We start from the raw sequence: 15,684 nt of genomic DNA on the forward strand, positions 1-15,684 counted from the left end.
GAAGCAATCCATCGCGCGGTATATGCGGAAGCATGGATTGCTTCGTCGCTGTCGCTCCTCGCAATGACGGGTCGATAGACATGGGCGGCCTGGCTCAGGCCGCCTTCAGCTGCACCCGCTTGATCTCGCCGACGATGAACAAATAGGCGATCGCCGCGACCAGCGCGTTGGCGCCGACGAACACCAGCGCGCCGTTGAACGAGCCGGTGGCGGCCAGGATGTAGCCGATGATGATCGGCGTGGTGATCGAGGACAGATTGCCGAAGGTGTTGAACAGCCCGCCGGAGACGCCGCCGGCTTCCTTCGGCGAGGTGTCGGAGACGACGGCCCAGCCGAGCGCGCCGATGCCCTTGCCGAAGAAGGCGAGCGCCATGAAGCCGATCACCAGCGCCTGGCTATCGACATAGTTGCAGCCGATGATCACCATCGACAGCAGCATGCCGCCGACGATCGGGATCTTGCGCGCCATGGTCAGCGAGCCGCTGCGGCGCAGGATGTAATCCGAAATGACGCCGCCAAGCACGCCGCCGATGAAGCCGCACAGCGCCGGCAAGGTCGCGACGAAGCCGGCCTGCAGGATCGAGAGCCCGCGCTCCTTCACCAGATAGACCGGGAACCAGGTCAGGAAGAAGTAGGTCAGGGTGTTGATGCAGTACTGGCCGATATAGACGCCGAGCATCATGCGGTTGGCGAGCAGCTGGCGGATGTGGTCCCAGCGCGGGCCGCTGTCATGCGCCTTGCTGTCCTTCGCTGCGTCCATGTCGACCAGGGCGCCGCCCTGCTTGATGTAGTCGAGCTCGGCCTCGTTGATCCCGGGATGATCCTTCGGCTCGTAAATCGTCTTGATCCATACGATCCCCATGATGATACCGAGCCCGCCCATCACGTAGAACACGTGGCTCCAGCCATGCTCATGCGCGATCCAGCCCATCAGCGGCGCGAAGATCACGGTCGCGAAATACTGCCCTGAATTGAAGAAGGCCGATGCGGTGCCGCGCTCATTGCCCGGGAACCAGGCCGCGACGATGCGCGCATTGGCCGGGAATGACGGCGCCTCGGCAATGCCGACCAGGAAGCGCAGCGCGAACAGCACGACGACGGCGGTTCCCGCGGCCAGGAATCCGACCATGCCCTGCATCGCGGTGAGCACCGACCACACGATGATGCTGATCGCATAGACCCATTTCGAACCGAAGCGGTCGAGCAGCCAGCCGCAAGGCACCTGCGCGATCACATAGGACCAGCCGAAGGCCGAGAACACGTAACCCATCGCGACCGGGTCGAGATGCAGTTCCTTGGAGAGGGCGGGGCCGGCGATCGAGAGCGTGGCGCGATCGGCATAGTTCACGGTGGTGACGAGAAACAGCATCGTCACGATCAACAGCCGGACGCGCGATCGCCGCGCATCCGTGGCGGACACAATTGCGCTCATTCGCGCCTCCTTGGAAATTTCCTCGGGGTCTGTCCTAGAGAGATGACGACAATGGGTCCAAGCCGAAACGGGTATTGATCCATACCCATTTTGAATGGATCGGCCCGGTGCGATGCCACCTTCGCCGCTCTTGCGTCGGTTCCTAATTAATGTACTATTAGTACAGTTATAGGGCGCGACGCCGCGCCCTGCCGATCGAGGTCGAATGCTGATGACCACGCCACGCGACTATGAGGTGTTCGAGGCAGGTTCGGTAACCTTGCAGGGCGGCGCGGTGTTTCCGCGGCTTGCACTTGCCTACAAGACCTACGGCACGCTGAATGTGGCCAAGGATAACGTCATCCTCTATCCGACGTCGTTCGCCGCACAGCACACTGACATCGAATGGTTGGTGCAGCCGGGCGGCGCACTCGATCCGGAGCGCTACTTCATCGTCATCGCAAATCTGTTCGGCAACGGGCTGTCGTCCTCGCCGTCGAATTCGGCCGCGGTGCTCGGCGGTGCGCCGTTTCCCGCCTTCACCTACCACGATGCGGTGGCGATTCAGCGGCGGCTGCTGGTCGAGCGGCTTGGCGTGACCAAGCTCGCGCTGGTCTACGGCTGGTCGATGGGCGGCATGCAGGCCTATCACTGGGCCGCGCGCTATCCCGACATGGTCGAGCGCGCAGCGGTGGTGTGCGGCAGCGCACGGTGCTCGCCGTACAATTATGTGTTCCTTGAGGGCGTGAAGGCGGCGCTGACCGCCGATCCCGCCTACAAGGATGGCCGTTTCGTCAGCAAGCCTGCGGCGGGCCTTCGTGCGATGGGGCGCGTCTATGCCGGCTGGGCGATGTCGCATGAGTTCTATCGCGAGGAAGTCTGGCGCAAGGCCGGCTTCAACTCGCTGGAAGATTACCTCGCCGGATCATGGGACGGCGCCTTCGCGCGGCGCGACGCGAATGATCTGCTGGCGCAGGTCGCGATCTGGCAGGCCGGCGACATCAGCGGCTGCGATGAATTCGGCGGCGATTTCGATCGCGCGCTGGCTGCGATTAAGGCCCACGTGCTGCTGATGCCGGGCCGCACCGATCGCTATTTCGATCCGCGCGACAATGAGGACGAACTCGGCCGCCTGGTCAATGCCCGCTCGTCGGCGCTGCATCCGATCCCCTCGATCCATGGGCATCGGGCCGGCAATCCCATCAACAACGCCGAAGACCGCGCCTTCATTAACGCCGAAATCTCGGCGCTGCTGCAACGCTGACAGGTGAGACGACCATGAGCACCACAGAGACCAGTGACGCCGGACCGCGCCTGAAGCCGCTCGGCCCGCTGACCCTGCGCGATCTATCGACCAAGTCGAACCTTCCCGGCGCCGTGCGCGCGGCAAGCCATTACGGCATGATCCTGATCGGCGGCGCGCTGATCTTCTTGGTCTCGTCGCGCTACGGCCTGCCATGGGCGCTGCCGCTGATCGCCATTCAGGGTTACTTCGTCGCGTTCCTGTTCATGGTGGTGCACGAGACCGCGCACAAGACCGCGTTCCGCAGTCATGCCCTCAATCTTGTCGTCGGTAATCTGTCCGCCTTCATGATCGGCCTGCCCTATCAGTACTACTGCCTGTTTCACTGGGATCATCACCGCTACACCCAGGATCCGGAGAAAGATCCGGAGCTGATAGTCGGTCCCAAGCCAGGGTCCGACACCCAACTCGCGATCGCCTATTCGGGGCTGCTGCAGGTCTTGGTCCGCTTTCGCCTGATGTTGCGGCATGCCCTCACCGGACAGGTGATCGTGCCGTGGATTCCAGCGCACAAGCGCGCCGCAATCGTGCTGGAAGCAAGGCTTTATCTCGCCGGCTATTTGCTGTTGCTCGTTGCATCGCTCGCGCTGCACAGCGCAATCCTGCTCTGGGCCTGGATCGTGCCGCTGCTGGCCGGCCAGCTCATCCTGCGCCCGTATCTTTATGCAGAGCACACCGGTTGCGAGCGGACGCGGAGCGCGTTCGAGAACACGCGGACCACGATGACCGGCCGGATCATGAAGTGGTTCGCCTGGAACATGCCCTACCATGTCGAGCACCATGCCTATCCGACGGTGCCGTTCCATGCGCTGCCGAAGCTGAATGCCATCGTCGATGGCCACATTGTCTATCGCGGCGGCAACTACCGTGCCGTGACGCGCGAGACCTGGGCCTGGTTCCGCCGCCAGCGGCAGCGCTCGGCCTAAGCGTCGGCGCGCGGGCGCAGCACCAGATTGACGAGATTGCGGGCATAGGCCGGCGTCAGCGGCTTGATGCCGAAGACGTAGCGGTAGAACAGGCTGCCGTAGATCGCGTCATAGATGTCGCCCGGCACGCCCGGCGCGCCGATGCTGCCGTCCTTCTGGCCGGCGGCGATGATCTCCAGCATCCTGGTGCGGCGAAGACCGAGGTAGCGCTCGTAGAACAGCTCGGCCGTGCCGGTCTTCGAGATGCATTCCGAGATCACCGCGAGTTGCACCCGCCCGAACTCGCCCTGCAGCGCCTCGACATAGGTCGCGACATGGCGGCGGATGCGGGCCACGGGATTGCCCGCCTCGGGCAGCGGCACGGCCCGCGAGGCCTGGTCGAGGAAGGCATCGATCAGCAAGGCTTCGCGCGACGGCCACCATTTATAGATCGTCATCTTCGAGACGCTGGAGTGCCGGGCGATCGCGTCGATGGTGGTCGCGGCAAGGCCGGTGCTTGCCATCAGCGTATAGGCGCTTTGCAGGATCGCGGCCGTGGTCGGGGCGGAGCGTGGCCGGCCGCGGCGCCCCGTTGTCGTATCCTCGGTCTCCGCCTTGCCGCTCGCCATGGCCGGGATTTGCGTCCTGCGTCTTTGAATCAATGTTTGGTGTGTCGGGCATAGCACGAAATCGGACCCGGTTTGAGACCATTGCCGTCGCTCCAGCGAAGCGCCGGGCTTGCGCGTTTGCAACCAACGTCGGATCATGCGGTTGATATTCGGCGCTGGCTTATGATTTTCGCCTGGCGGCATCGGCCGGCCGGGCGGGCAGCAACGCGAGGACGGCCATGAGCGACCTGCTTCGCATCGCCATCGTCGGTTTCGGCGAGATCGCGTGCCGGCAGCACGTGCCTGCGATCGCGAAGACGTCAGGCGCCGCACTCGTCGCGGTGGTCGATCCTGCCAAGACCCCATCCGGCCTGCCGCATTTCCGCGATTTGCCGGAGTTGTTGCGCGACGGGCCGGAGATCGATGCGGTCGCGCTGTGCACGCCCCCGCAGGTGCGTCATGTGCAGGCCGCCACAGCGCTCGCCGCGGGCAAGCATGTGCTGCTGGAGAAGCCGCCGGGCGCCACGGTGAGCGAGCTCACGCCGTTGATCGCAGCCGCGCATGAGGCGAACAGGACATTATTCGCGACGTGGCATTCGCGTTACGCACCCGCGGTTGGTCCGGCGCGAAAATTGCTCGCCGGACGCACGATCAGCAAGGTCACCATTATCTGGAAGGAAGACGTCCGTGTCTGGCATCCCGGCCAGACCTGGATCTTCGAGGCGGGTGGCTTCGGCGTGTTCGATCCCGGCATCAACGCGCTGTCGATCCTGACCGAGATACTGCCGTGTCAGGTCTTTGTCAAAAGTGCGGTGCTGGACTTTCCAGCCAATCGGGAGACGCCGATTGCAGCCACCATCGAACTGTCCGATGCGAACGGCTTGCCGATCCACGCCGAATTCGATTTTCGCCAGAGCGGAGCGCCGAGCTGGGACATCCTGTGCGAGACCGAGACCGGGCCCGTGACGCTGTCGAAAGGCGGACGGCAGCTGCGCGATGGCAACAGGTTGATGGTCGATGCCACCGACGAGGAATATCCGGCGCTGTACCGCCGTTTTGTCGCGCTGACGTCGGACGGAAAATCCGACGTCGACCTCGCACCCTTGCGGCTCGCCGCTGATAGCTTCATGCTGGGGCGACGGCGCCTCGTCGAGGCGTTCGAGGATTGACAATGACATCAGCCAGCATTGCTCGCGCGCCATTCGGCAAGTTGCACGACGGCACCGTGGTCGAACGCGTGACGTTGCGCGGGGAACACGGCTTTGAAGCCGCCATCCTTCCCTTCGGCGCCACGCTGCAAGCCCTGCTAACGCCCGATCGCGACGGGCATTGCGACGACATCGTGCTGGGCCACGACAAGTTCGACGGTTACCTCGCGCAGCGCAAATTCTTCGGCGCGACGATCGGGCGCTATGCCAACCGGATCGCCGGCGGGAGCTTCGTGCTCGATGGCGAGACGGTGAACCTCGAGGCCAACAACGGCCCCAACGCGCTGCATGGCGGGCCGCAGGGCTTTGATCGCAAGCTGTGGCGGATCGTCGAACTGTCGGGTGAACCGGGGCCGACGCTGGTGCTGGAGCGCGAAAGCCCGCATGGCGAGGAGGGCTATCCGGGCACGCTCGCGACGCGGGTGACCTATCGCGTCCGCGATTCAATGGAGCTCTCGATCACCTACGAGGCGACGACCGACCGGCCGACATACGTGAATCTCACCAATCACAGCTTCTTCAATCTCGACGGCGCGCGCTCGGGCATGGAGATCCTCGATCACCGGCTGACGATCGCGTCCGACCACTTTCTCGCGGTGGATGCCACGGCGATTCCGCTACCGGAATGGCCGCGCCCGGTTGATGGCACGCCGTTCGACTTCCGCAAGCCCACCGCGATCGGCGCGCGGATCAGGATGAATGACGAGCAGCTGCGGCTCGGGCGCGGCTATGACCACAATTTCTGCCTGGCTTCGGGGACGGGCCTTCGTTTTTCCGCGCGCCTCGAGGCGCCGCACAGCGGCCGCGTGATGGAGCTGTTCACTGATCAGCCGGGATTGCAGTTCTATTCCGGCAACTTCCTCGACGGTTCCACCGCCGGCAAGGGCGATCGGCTATACCGGCAATCCGACGCGCTGTGTCTCGAGCCGCACGCCTGGCCGGATACGCCGAACCGGCCTGACTTTCCGTCGGCGCGGCTCGATCCCGGGCAGATCTATCGACGCAGTATCGTCTATCGCTTTTCAACCGTGTGAGTGCCGCAATGACCGACCGTGCCGCCGAGCCGCAGATGGAAGAAGTACCGACATCCGTGCTGTCGGCCGAGCGTTGTCATCTCGGCGAGGGCCCGACCTATGACGCATCGACCGATACCGCCTGGTGGTTCGACATCCGCGAGCGTCGCCTGTTCGAGCATCGCTTTGCAGACGGCCGCACAATCATTCACGCGCTGCCGAAGATGGCGAGCGCGTTGGCGCGGATCGATGGCGAGCGGCAGTTGATCCTGACCGAAGATGGACTTTATGTCCGGCAGGTCGCCGGCGGACGCCTGGAGCTGTTCGCTGCGCTGGAGGCCGATAATCCGGTGACGCGCTCCAACGATGCACGCGTGCATCCGTCGGGCACCTTCTGGCTCGGCACCATGGGGCGCCAGGCCGAGCAGGGCGCCGGCGCAATCTATGCGCTGCATCGGGGCCGCATCACGCGGCTTTATCCCGGGATCACGATCCCGAACGCGATCTGCTTTTCGCCCGCGGGCGACGTCGGCTACTTCGCCGACACCGCGACCAACGTCCTGCATCGCGTGCCGCTCGATCCGGCAACGGGATTGCCGACCGGCGAGCCGATCGATCTGATCAGACATCAAGGCGTCGGCGGCCTCGACGGCGCGATCGTCGACGCCGACGGGATGATCTGGAATGCGCGCTGGGGCGGCGGCTGCGTCGATGTCTACGATCCCAGCGGCCGGCATCTGCGCTCGCTGAAGGTGCCGGCGAAGCAATCGAGTTGCCCGGCCTTTGTCGGCCGCGATTTCTCGCGCGTGCTGGTCACCTCGGCCTGGCAGGACATGGATGAAGCGCAGCGCGCGGCCGATCCCGGTCACGGCCAGACCTTTCTGCTCGATGCCGCGGCACGCGGCCGGGCCGAGCCTGACGTCAAACTGTCTTGACCGCGGGCTTGCAGCCGCCTTGTTGACGTGACCTGAATATTTGGACGATAGTACAAATATGGTCCGCAAGCCCGCCAAGTCCAACGTTAAGGCCGATGCGAAGGCCGTCAGCACCCGCAAGCCGAACATGCGCGAGGCGATCCTCGCCGCGGCGGAGGAGTTGTTCTCGACCTACGGCTTCAACGCCGTCTCGGTGCGCGACATCGCGCAGGCCGCCGGCGCCAATCCCGGCAGCGTGACTTATCATTTCAAGACCAAGGACGGCCTGCTGCTCGAGATCTATCGGCGCCATTGCGGCCCGATGAACCGACGGCGCTCCGAGCTTCTGGCGGCGGCGCAGCGGGTGCGCGACCTGCAGGACCGGCTGGAGGCGATCGTGCGTGCCTATGTGCTGCCGGCCTTCACCTCGGGCAGCGATCTCGCCGGCGGCGGGACGCGGTTCACGCGGCTGCGCGCGATCATGTCGGCCGAGGGCAACGAGGTGGTGCGCAAGATCATCGCGCAGACCTTTGACGACACCAGCCATGCCTTCATCGACGCGATCCACGACAGCCTGCCGCACATTCCGCGGACCGACCTGGTCTGGCGCGGCCACTTCCTGCTCGGCGCGCTCTATTACACGCTGGTGACGCCGGAGCGCGTCTCGCGCCTGTCGCGCGGCAGCGCCGACGGCACCGATGCCGGCCATGCCATCGAGGAACTGGTGCGTGCGACGGTCGCCGCGCTGCAAGCTGCGCCGCTCGATCCGGCGACACCCGCGCTGCGCAAGGCGCCGGGCTTCACTCAAGGACGAGCGCTGACCTGACCCCCGCGGAGTTCGTCGCCATGGAGAAGCTTCGGTTGCGCACGGTGCTTGGCAATCACCCGCACATCCAGGCGGTGAAGCGCGGTGAGCTGAGCTCAGAGCTGTTCGACCTCGACTTCACCGAGTTCACGCCGACCAATGCCGCGTTCAAGCCGATGGTGCGCGAGCAGGCGTTCGACGTCTGCGAGATGGCGATCGTGACCTATCTGATGGCGCGCGCGTACGGCAAGCCGCTGGTGCTGCTGCCGGCGGCGATGGTCGGCCGCTTCCAGCACGGCCATGCGCTCTATCGTGCCGATCGCGGCACGCTTGCGCCTGCCGATCTCGAAGGCAAGCGGGTCGGCATCCGCTCGTTCACGACCACGACCGGAGCGTGGATACGCGGCATCCTCGCCAACGACCATGGCGTTAACCTCGACAGGATCAATTGGGTGACCTTCGAGGACCCGCATGTCGCCGAATATGTCGACCGCACCCAGCGCGCCCTGAAGGGCAGCAGCATCATCCAGATGCTCAGGGATGGCGAGCTCGACGCCGTGCTGGGCGAGACCTCGAGCGACCCGGCACTCAAGCCATTGTTCGCCGATCCGGCCGCAGAGGCGGCGCGGTGGTACGCGCGGCATGGCGTCGTGCCGGTCAATCATCTGGTGGTGGTGACAACGCGGCTCGCGAGGTCGCGACCCGATGTGGTGCGGAGCCTCTACGATCTCTTCAAGCGCAGCAAGGCCAAGGCCGGTTCGCCCGGCGTGCCGGACATGCTGCCGTTCGGCGTCGAGGCGAACCGCAAGGCGCTCGAGCTGATGATCGACTATTGTGCCCAGCAGGCGTTGATCCCCCGGCGTGTCACGGTCGACGAGCTGTTCGACGACACAACACGGGACTTGAACTGATGACCATCTCCAGCGATCCGCGGCAATGGCAGATCGGCATGCTCGGCTATGGCGAGGTCGGCCGCATCCTGGCCGAAGATCTGCGCCAGCAGGGCATCAAGGTCGCAGCCTACGACATCAAGCTCGACCGCGGGCAGGGCACGCCGCTGCGCGCACACGCGGCGGAGATCGGCGTCGTGCTTGCGGAATCGCATGCCGATCTCGCGGCGCGGGCCGATTTCGTCATCTCGGCGGTGACGGCGAGCCAGGCGGTGCCGGTGGCCGAGGCCTGCGCGCCCGCAATCGGCAAGGGCGCCTGGTTCCTCGATTTCAACTCGGCCTCGCCCGGCGCCAAGCAACGCGCGGCGGCGCACATCGATGGCGCCGGCGGCCGCTATGTCGAAGGCGCGGTGATGACCTCGCTGCCGCCGTACCGGATCAAGGTGCCGCTGTTGCTCGGCGGCCAGGGCGCGCGGGAGCTGGCGCCGCTATTGGTCGCGCTCGGCTTCGCGGCAAGGGTTGCGAGCGACGAGCTTGGCGTGTCCTCGGCGGTCAAGATGTGCCGCAGCATCATGATCAAGGGCCTGGAGGCGATGGTGATCGAGAGCTTCACCACCGCGCGCGCCTACGGCGTCGAGGACGCCGTGCTGGCCTCGCTCAAGGAGACCTTCCCTGGCATCGACTGGGAGAAGCAGGGCGCCTATTTCTTCCAGCGGGTGATCGAGCACGGCCGGCGGCGCGTCGAGGAAGTGCGCGAGGTGGCGGAGACCGTGCGCGAGGCCGGGCTGACGCCATGGTCCGCGTCCGGGACCGCCGAGCGGCAAGGCTGGATCGCCGATCTGGCGGACGAGGGCGTGTTCGGACGTAAGGGCACTGCGGATTTCGCCCGCAGCGCCGATTGGCGGACCGAGGCCGACCGGATTCTCGCGCGCATCAAGTCCTGACGCGTCGCGCGGAGAATTCGCCGCGTTCCCTGCCGCCGCGCAATGCGCTATTGCTCCGTAAACAGTTTTGCTCTGGAGGCACTCCCATGAAGAATTCCGGCAAGGTCGTCGCCATCACCGGGGCGGCGCGCGGCATCGGCAAGGCCTGCGCCGCGCGCTTCCTGTCCGATGGCGCCAGGGTCATCATCTCGGACGTCGATGCCGCCGGGCTGGTCCACACCGCCCAGGAACTCGGACATGTCGATCAGTTGCGGGCCGTCGAAGCCGACGTCAGCAAGCGCGCCGATGTCGATCGCATCGTTGCCACGGCGGTGAAGGAGTTCGGCCGGCTCGACGTCATGGTCAACAATGCGGGCGTCGCGCGCAACCGCGACTTCCTCGACATCACCGAGGCCGAGTTCGACGACGTGATGGGGATCAACCTGAAGGGCGCATTCTTCGGCGTGCAGGCCGCGGCGCGCCAGATGATCGCGCAGGGCGGTGGCGGCGTCGTCGTCAACATGTCCTCGGTCAATGCGCTGCTCGCGATCCCCTCGCTTGCGACCTACGCGATGTCCAAGGGCGCGATGAAGCAGCTCACCTCGGTGGCCGCCGTGGCGCTGGCGCCGCACGGCATTCGCGTCGTGGCGGTCGGGCCCGGCACGATCCTGACCGAGATGGTGGCAACCGCGATCTTCTCATCGGAGGACGCGCGGCGCAGCGTGCTGTCGCGCACGCCGGCCGGCCGCTGCGGTGAGCCGAGTGAGGTCGCCTCGGTCGTGGCATTCCTTGCCAGCGACGATGCCTCCTACATCACCGGCCAGACCATCTATCCCGACGGCGGGCGGTTGATCCTCAATTACACCGTGCCGGTCCACGACAAGAAGTAGGGTGTTGCCAAAATATCGAAAACAACCCCATGCAAAGCAGCGGCCAGCGATCGACCAATTCGACTTGACGCGTCGGGCAACTCAGGGTTATTCTTCTAATATTCCGAAATCGTGCAGGCGACGTCCCCGCATCCGCACCTGTCGTCGCCCGGTTCAACCGGGCGATCCAGTACGCCGCGGCTTCTCGGTTCAATAACATTCGTCTCTGGAATACTGGATCGCCCGGTCAAGCCGGGCGATGACAGCTTGTTGCGTGGTAGCAGGATCGTGCGCTCCGATCCGGTGCCAGCGCGTAGCCAGGCCACGGCCGCCACCGTATAGCTAGCGGCCCTTGAACTGCGGCTTGCGCTTTTCCATGAAGGCGTTGCGGCCTTCGCGGAAATCCGCGCTGTCCATGCATTCGATGCCGATCTGCTTGATCGCGGCCATGTCGCGATCGGCGGGATCCTTCAGCACCTGCGCGATGGTGATCTTGGCGGCCTTGATCGCCAGCGGCGCGTTGCCGGAAATGGTCCGTGCGATTTCCATGGTCGCATCCCAAAGCTCGGCATCCGGCAGCACGCGATCGACGAGGCCGATCCGCAGCGCTTCCGCGGAATCGATCCGCATGCCGGTATACATGATCAGCCGCGCCCAGGACGGGCCGACCAGCGACACCAGATGGCGCAGCCCGTCATAGCCGTATGCGATGCCGAGCTTGGCGGCGGGAATGCCGAACTGGCCGCTGGCGCCGGAGATGCGGATATCGGTCAGCATCGCGACCTGCATGCCGCCGCCGAGGCAGAAGCCGCGGATGCAGGCAATCGTCGGCTTCGGGTAGTCCGCGAGCAGGGCGCGCTGGGCGGCGCTGCGCCGTGAATATTCCTCGGAGGCCTCGGCGTTGTGTCTCGTCTTCTCGAACTGGCTGATATCGGCGCCCGACACGAAGGCTTTGTCGCCGGCGCCGACCAGGATCACGACGCGGACGGCCGGATCGTCGCGCAGCGCGACCAGCGCCTCGCCGAGCCCTTCCCACATCTCCAGCGACATCGCATTGCGCTTGCCGGGATTGTTGAAGGTGATGACGCCGACGCCGTCGACCACGCTTTGCAGGATCTTGCCGTCGGCAAGCGATTTGTCCGAGATGTTTGGCATGTGAGGTCCGCTTCTGATTTCCGCCGAGCCTAGCATCCGGCCGCAAGCCGGAGCAGGCGGTTTAGGGCACGGCGCGATTGCATCGGCGTGCGGCAACTCTCCCGGTAGTTGTACGGCTCGCAAAATAAACTGCCGCGTAAGGGTTGCGCCATAGAGTGCGCCGCCCGCGCTCTGTCCCGGTTTAACTTTTTCCTGGTTTTTCGACGGTACGACTGTACGCACCTGCGCGCCAGGGACCTCCCGCGGCGCGCTGGGACGCATGCCGCAGCCTTCCCGCTGCCATCGCGTCGGTAGCGGATGTCCCCACCACCAGACCGACCCGGGATGCCGGTCAGCCCCGACCTCCGTGCACTCACATCGCCTCGGGCGAGGTCCAGTCGTGTCTGTCGAAAAGTTCCTCAAGCAACGCGCGGTCAGGATCACGGTCAACGGCAGCTACACGCTGCCGAACTGGTACGATGCGCAGGGCAAGCTCCGCACCTTCGCCTGCCGCACCACGCGCGTCTCGCCGTTCCGCATGATCGTGGACGTGCCCGTGGTCGGCAAGATCGGCGACCGGCTGACCTCGTATTTCGAGGAGTTCGGCAAGTTCGAGGGCTGCATCACCGACACGATGAGCGGCAGCTTCCTGCTCGAGCTCGAGATGACGCATGCAAGGCGCGAGAAGTTCGCCGACAAGCTGACCTGGATCGAGAAGAAGCAGAAGGATCCGAGCGTCCGCGAGGCGCGCAACAATCCGCGTTTCGTTCCGGTCGCGCCGCATGCGATGCTGACGCTGGCGGACGGCACCGTGCAGAGCTGCTTCATCATCGATATGTCGCTGTCGGGGGCCGCGGTGTCCTCCGAGGTGCAGCCGCCGATAGGCATGCCGCTGGCGATTGGAGCCTGCGTCGGGCGCGTGATCCGGCATCTGCCGAACGGCTTCGCCATCAAGTTCGTCGAGAGCTACAAGCAGGGCGATCTTGGCCGCCTGATCGCGCGCAAGTCCAAGGAACTGCAGGTGGTGTTCGCTGACGCGGATCCCGTCGCCTGACGGCCGGGCTCCGTCGGCTTCTTGGTGCTGTCCGTATTGGATGGCCGTGGCTCGGATTGGTCTACGGTGAGGCCGCTCAGTGGCGGCCTCTTTCACTTTTAGATTCGTCGACCCCAGCGAGGGGGCGCAAGCTGGGGCCAAGTTTACGCGTCATCCAAGAGGTGGCTTTAGGACATGAGGATGTAGGCCGCGCCTAGAGCGTCGATCTGATCGAACATGGGACTTGTATGCGGCCGGATAACCGTTCCCGCATCCACATAGGCATGGCAGTGAGCGCGACCTAAAACCGCTGGTGAAGAAACGGCCCCAGCGAAGCTTCATCGCCGGGGCCGTTCTTTATTCCCATTCTCACGCCGAACCGCCGCTTGTCGGGTAATAGACGGCCCCTTCTGGGCTTGTAAATTGATCTTAATGAAACAGCCTGCCCAGTGTTTGAATGATCGAATCAAAGCCTGAGCCAGTCAATTAAAGTATGTGAATCAAACGTAAATCATTTGCAGCTTTTTTCCCGCATGCTTAACGGGTGTCCTAATTCCCCATAGCGAGCGTCCTAACCAGGACAGCACAGGCCTCTTCGCTACGTCAGCTGTTCCGGATCGTCGGCTGCGCGCATGCGCGCGATGCTGTCCTCGGCAGCAGTCGCACCGGCCGCCGCGATCGCAATCTCGCGTGCCAGGTTGGTGCATTCGGCCCACAGCAGGAAGAACACCAGCGGCGGCCGCTCGCGCGCCTCCAGCATCTGCCGGCAGCGTTCTGCGGCGCCGTCGAGCGCCCACCACTGCCGGGCGACGACCATGACCTTGCGGAAGCTTCGCAGTGTGCCGGAGAATTTCTGCGGATCGGCATTCACGATGGCGCCGCAATGGTTCAGCCAGTTCAGCGCCGCATAGATCGCGATGCCGTAGTCCTCGATCGCCGTTCCCGTGAAATCGACCACGGTTTTGTCGTGTGCCTGCTGGCGGAGGAAGGCATCGATCGTCTCGGCCTGGCGGGCTGGATCGGTCAGCAGCGCGGTATCCTTCCGCGGCACCATCGGGACATAGCGCATCGCTTCGAGGCGGGTGTGCTCCCAGATCGCCCTGGCGTCGCCGAGCAGGTCGCCGGACTTGCGCTTGCAAGCCGGATAGACCAGCACGCCGTTGTCGGCGAGATCGAGATAGCGCGGCACCACCTTGTCGAGCGCGGCAAGGAACGCACTGGGGTCGGTGAGGCCGCGCAAGTCGCTGGCGGCATCCTCCGCTTGTGCAGGCTTGTTGACGCGTGTCCAGCCGAAATTGGCCATCCCCGGGCGCCCCGATCTCAACCTGCCGATGAGGTTAGATGGAAAATGCGGCGATGCAAATGCGGCATTTGCCGCCATGCGGCCGTGCGTGCCGGCTGCCGCCGGTTGACGCGGGATCGTGCCGCGCCTAGCTCATGGTTAACCGCACGCAACGCAGGTTGCCGCCGCTTTCGGGACGTATCGCCATGACCGCGTCTGATCGTCAATCGCATTGGCAGGCCGTCTATCTGACCAAGGGCGAGCAGCAGGTGAGCTGGTCGCAAGCCGATCCGCAGCCTTCGCTACGCCTGATCGAATCCGTGGCGCCGAGCCGCGACGCGTCGATCATCGACATCGGCGGCGGGGCCTCGCGCCTCGTCGATGCGCTGCTGACGAGCGGCTTTCACGATCTGACCGTGCTCGATCTCTCCGAGGCGGCGCTGGCGAGCGCGCGGAAGCGCATCGGCGCTTCAGGCGAAGCGGTGCGCTGGGTCGCCGATGATGCGACGGTCTGGCAGCCGCCGCGGGCCTTCGACATCTGGCACGATCGTGCGGCGTTTCATTTCCTGGTCGAGGAAGGGGATCGCGCGGCCTATCTCGACCGGCTGCATCGCGGCGTCAGGGCAGGCGGCCACGCTGTGATCGGCACCTTCGCGCTGGATGGTCCGGAGAAATGCAGCGGGCTGCCGGTGCAGCGCTATGATCCCGCAACGCTCGGCCGGACCATCGGTCCGGCATTCGAATTGATCGCGCATGAGGCGCACCGGCACGTCACGCCCTGGGGCGCGACGCAGTCGTTCCAGTTCAGTGTGCTGCGGCGCAGGTGATAGCCGCAGAAGGAGAGATGAGATGACGGACGCGCCACGGACGATCGGCGAGATCGCGAGCTATCACGCCCATGTCTATTACGATCCCGCAACCAGCCGGGGCGACGCCGATCGCCTGCGCAACTGGATGGGCGAGCGTTTCCTGGTCACGCTTGGGCGTTGGCACGACGTCAAGGTCGGCCCGCATGATCAGGCGATGTATCAGGTAGCGTTTGCGGCCGAGCTGTTTCCGACCCTGGTGCCGTGGCTGATGCTCAACCACGGCAGCCTGAGCATCCTGGTCCATCCCAACACGACCAATCCGCGCCGCGATCATCGCGACGATCCGCTCTGGATCGGCACGCCGCTCGCCGTCCATGCCGACAAATTGCCCGAAGAGGCCGAGATGGAGCTGGCGCCGGCGCCGAATACGTCGCCGACATTGCGTCCGTGAGCGCTGCCGGCCCGGTCGGCCGGATCCGTAAAGTTTGACGCAATTCAATTGCAACCAAGTCGTTTCAAACTCATCGCGTTTTGCAACGTGAGGTTAAGTCGCCGTTCCTAGGCTGACCCGGCTATT

The 15,684-nt window shown here is 64.9% G+C and carries 16 protein-coding genes; 12 read left to right on the plus strand and 4 right to left on the minus strand.

All coding sequences use genetic code 11. The features are described 5' to 3' along the window. Positions 1–94: 94 nt before the first annotated feature. Positions 95–1,432 carry an MFS transporter gene (locus QMZ05_RS29015; protein WP_353703864.1) on the minus strand — a complete coding sequence of 446 codons (1,338 nt, stop codon included), beginning with the start codon at positions 1,430–1,432 and terminating at the stop codon, positions 95–97. 211 nt (positions 1,433–1,643) lie between these two features. On the opposite strand from QMZ05_RS29015, the gene QMZ05_RS29020 reads away from it, so the two are divergent. Both QMZ05_RS29020 and QMZ05_RS29025 read left to right on the plus strand, forming a co-directional pair. Then, entirely contained in the window at positions 1,644–2,675 is a 1,032-nt protein-coding gene (locus tag QMZ05_RS29020) for an alpha/beta fold hydrolase (RefSeq protein WP_353703865.1), read from the plus strand. Between the two features lie 14 nt (positions 2,676–2,689). Further along, the gene (locus tag QMZ05_RS29025; RefSeq protein WP_353703866.1) at positions 2,690–3,640 is read left to right on the plus strand and encodes a fatty acid desaturase; all 951 of its coding nucleotides are present in this window, start codon (positions 2,690–2,692) and stop codon (positions 3,638–3,640) included. Here QMZ05_RS29025 and QMZ05_RS29030 read toward each other — a convergent pair. After that, positions 3,637–4,248 (minus strand): TetR/AcrR family transcriptional regulator, encoded by a 612-nt coding sequence (locus QMZ05_RS29030; protein WP_353703867.1) that lies wholly within the window; start codon positions 4,246–4,248, stop codon positions 3,637–3,639. The two genes, QMZ05_RS29025 and QMZ05_RS29030, sit on opposite strands and share 4 nt — an antisense overlap. Positions 4,249–4,466: 218 nt before the next feature. Between QMZ05_RS29030 and QMZ05_RS29035 the strand changes: the two genes are divergently transcribed. From QMZ05_RS29035 to QMZ05_RS29065, 7 genes are all read left to right on the plus strand, one after another. Then, positions 4,467–5,396: a Gfo/Idh/MocA family oxidoreductase gene (locus QMZ05_RS29035; RefSeq protein ID WP_353703868.1), complete on the plus strand. Its 930-nt coding sequence runs from the start codon at positions 4,467–4,469 to the stop codon at positions 5,394–5,396. 2 nt (positions 5,397–5,398) lie between these two features. Then, entirely contained in the window at positions 5,399–6,469 is a 1,071-nt protein-coding gene (locus QMZ05_RS29040; protein WP_353703869.1) for an aldose epimerase family protein, read from the plus strand. 35 nt (positions 6,470–6,504) lie between these two features. Beyond that, positions 6,505–7,383: an SMP-30/gluconolactonase/LRE family protein gene (locus QMZ05_RS29045; protein ID WP_353703889.1), complete on the plus strand. Its 879-nt coding sequence runs from the start codon at positions 6,505–6,507 to the stop codon at positions 7,381–7,383. Between the two features lie 58 nt (positions 7,384–7,441). Then, positions 7,442–8,188 carry a TetR family transcriptional regulator gene (locus QMZ05_RS29050; protein ID WP_353703870.1) on the plus strand — a complete coding sequence of 249 codons (747 nt, stop codon included), beginning with the start codon at positions 7,442–7,444 and terminating at the stop codon, positions 8,186–8,188. Between the two features lie 20 nt (positions 8,189–8,208). Further along, positions 8,209–9,078 (plus strand): ABC transporter substrate-binding protein, encoded by an 870-nt coding sequence (locus QMZ05_RS29055; RefSeq protein WP_353703871.1) that lies wholly within the window; start codon positions 8,209–8,211, stop codon positions 9,076–9,078. A gap of 5 nt (positions 9,079–9,083) precedes the next feature. Then, positions 9,084–10,001: a DUF1932 domain-containing protein gene (locus QMZ05_RS29060; RefSeq protein ID WP_353703890.1), complete on the plus strand. Its 918-nt coding sequence runs from the start codon at positions 9,084–9,086 to the stop codon at positions 9,999–10,001. Between the two features lie 86 nt (positions 10,002–10,087). Continuing rightward, the gene (locus QMZ05_RS29065) at positions 10,088–10,870 is read left to right on the plus strand and encodes an SDR family oxidoreductase (protein ID WP_353703872.1); all 783 of its coding nucleotides are present in this window, start codon (positions 10,088–10,090) and stop codon (positions 10,868–10,870) included. 321 nt (positions 10,871–11,191) lie between these two features. Here the strand turns inward: QMZ05_RS29065 and QMZ05_RS29070 are convergent, their stop codons facing one another. Then, the gene (locus QMZ05_RS29070) at positions 11,192–12,004 is read right to left on the minus strand and encodes an enoyl-CoA hydratase (protein ID WP_353703873.1); all 813 of its coding nucleotides are present in this window, start codon (positions 12,002–12,004) and stop codon (positions 11,192–11,194) included. Positions 12,005–12,383: 379 nt separating this feature from the next. Here QMZ05_RS29070 and QMZ05_RS29075 point away from each other — a divergent pair, with 379 nt between their 5' ends. Further along, positions 12,384–13,037, plus strand: a complete 654-nt coding sequence (locus tag QMZ05_RS29075; RefSeq protein ID WP_353703874.1) for a PilZ domain-containing protein — start codon at positions 12,384–12,386, stop codon at positions 13,035–13,037. Between the two features lie 577 nt (positions 13,038–13,614). Here QMZ05_RS29075 and QMZ05_RS29080 read toward each other — a convergent pair. Further along, positions 13,615–14,319 (minus strand): hypothetical protein, encoded by a 705-nt coding sequence (locus QMZ05_RS29080; protein WP_353703875.1) that lies wholly within the window; start codon positions 14,317–14,319, stop codon positions 13,615–13,617. 185 nt (positions 14,320–14,504) lie between these two features. Between QMZ05_RS29080 and QMZ05_RS29085 the strand changes: the two genes are divergently transcribed. Together QMZ05_RS29085 and QMZ05_RS29090 are read left to right on the plus strand one after the other, a co-directional pair. Then, a complete protein-coding gene (locus QMZ05_RS29085; protein WP_353703876.1) occupies positions 14,505–15,125 on the plus strand; it encodes a class I SAM-dependent methyltransferase in 621 nt (206 codons plus the stop codon). Between the two features lie 22 nt (positions 15,126–15,147). Further along, positions 15,148–15,558, plus strand: coding sequence for a DOPA 4,5-dioxygenase family protein (locus QMZ05_RS29090; RefSeq protein ID WP_353703877.1), 411 nt, complete (start codon positions 15,148–15,150; stop codon positions 15,556–15,558). The last annotated feature ends 126 nt before the right edge of the window (positions 15,559–15,684 follow it).

It is taken from the genome of Bradyrhizobium sp. INPA03-11B (genome assembly GCF_040446015.1).
Lineage (GTDB): Bacteria > Pseudomonadota > Alphaproteobacteria > Rhizobiales > Xanthobacteraceae > Bradyrhizobium > Bradyrhizobium macuxiense_A.

Coding starts and splice junctions, on each gene's coding strand:
- QMZ05_RS29090 (WP_353703877.1), top strand. CDS start 15,148: ATGACGGACGCGCCACGGACGATCGGCGAGATCGCGAGCTATCACGCC.
- QMZ05_RS29085 (WP_353703876.1), top strand. CDS start 14,505: ATGACCGCGTCTGATCGTCAATCGCATTGGCAGGCCGTCTATCTGACC.
- QMZ05_RS29030 (WP_353703867.1), bottom strand. CDS start 4,248: ATGGCGAGCGGCAAGGCGGAGACCGAGGATACGACAACGGGGCGCCGC.
- QMZ05_RS29040 (WP_353703869.1), top strand. CDS start 5,399: ATGACATCAGCCAGCATTGCTCGCGCGCCATTCGGCAAGTTGCACGAC.
- QMZ05_RS29070 (WP_353703873.1), bottom strand. CDS start 12,004: ATGCCAAACATCTCGGACAAATCGCTTGCCGACGGCAAGATCCTGCAA.
- QMZ05_RS29015 (WP_353703864.1), bottom strand. CDS start 1,432: ATGAGCGCAATTGTGTCCGCCACGGATGCGCGGCGATCGCGCGTCCGG.
- QMZ05_RS29055 (WP_353703871.1), top strand. CDS start 8,209: ATGGAGAAGCTTCGGTTGCGCACGGTGCTTGGCAATCACCCGCACATC.
- QMZ05_RS29050 (WP_353703870.1), top strand. CDS start 7,442: ATGGTCCGCAAGCCCGCCAAGTCCAACGTTAAGGCCGATGCGAAGGCC.
- QMZ05_RS29035 (WP_353703868.1), top strand. CDS start 4,467: ATGAGCGACCTGCTTCGCATCGCCATCGTCGGTTTCGGCGAGATCGCG.
- QMZ05_RS29065 (WP_353703872.1), top strand. CDS start 10,088: ATGAAGAATTCCGGCAAGGTCGTCGCCATCACCGGGGCGGCGCGCGGC.
- QMZ05_RS29025 (WP_353703866.1), top strand. CDS start 2,690: ATGAGCACCACAGAGACCAGTGACGCCGGACCGCGCCTGAAGCCGCTC.
- QMZ05_RS29020 (WP_353703865.1), top strand. CDS start 1,644: ATGACCACGCCACGCGACTATGAGGTGTTCGAGGCAGGTTCGGTAACC.
- QMZ05_RS29045 (WP_353703889.1), top strand. CDS start 6,505: ATGGAAGAAGTACCGACATCCGTGCTGTCGGCCGAGCGTTGTCATCTC.
- QMZ05_RS29080 (WP_353703875.1), bottom strand. CDS start 14,319: ATGGCCAATTTCGGCTGGACACGCGTCAACAAGCCTGCACAAGCGGAG.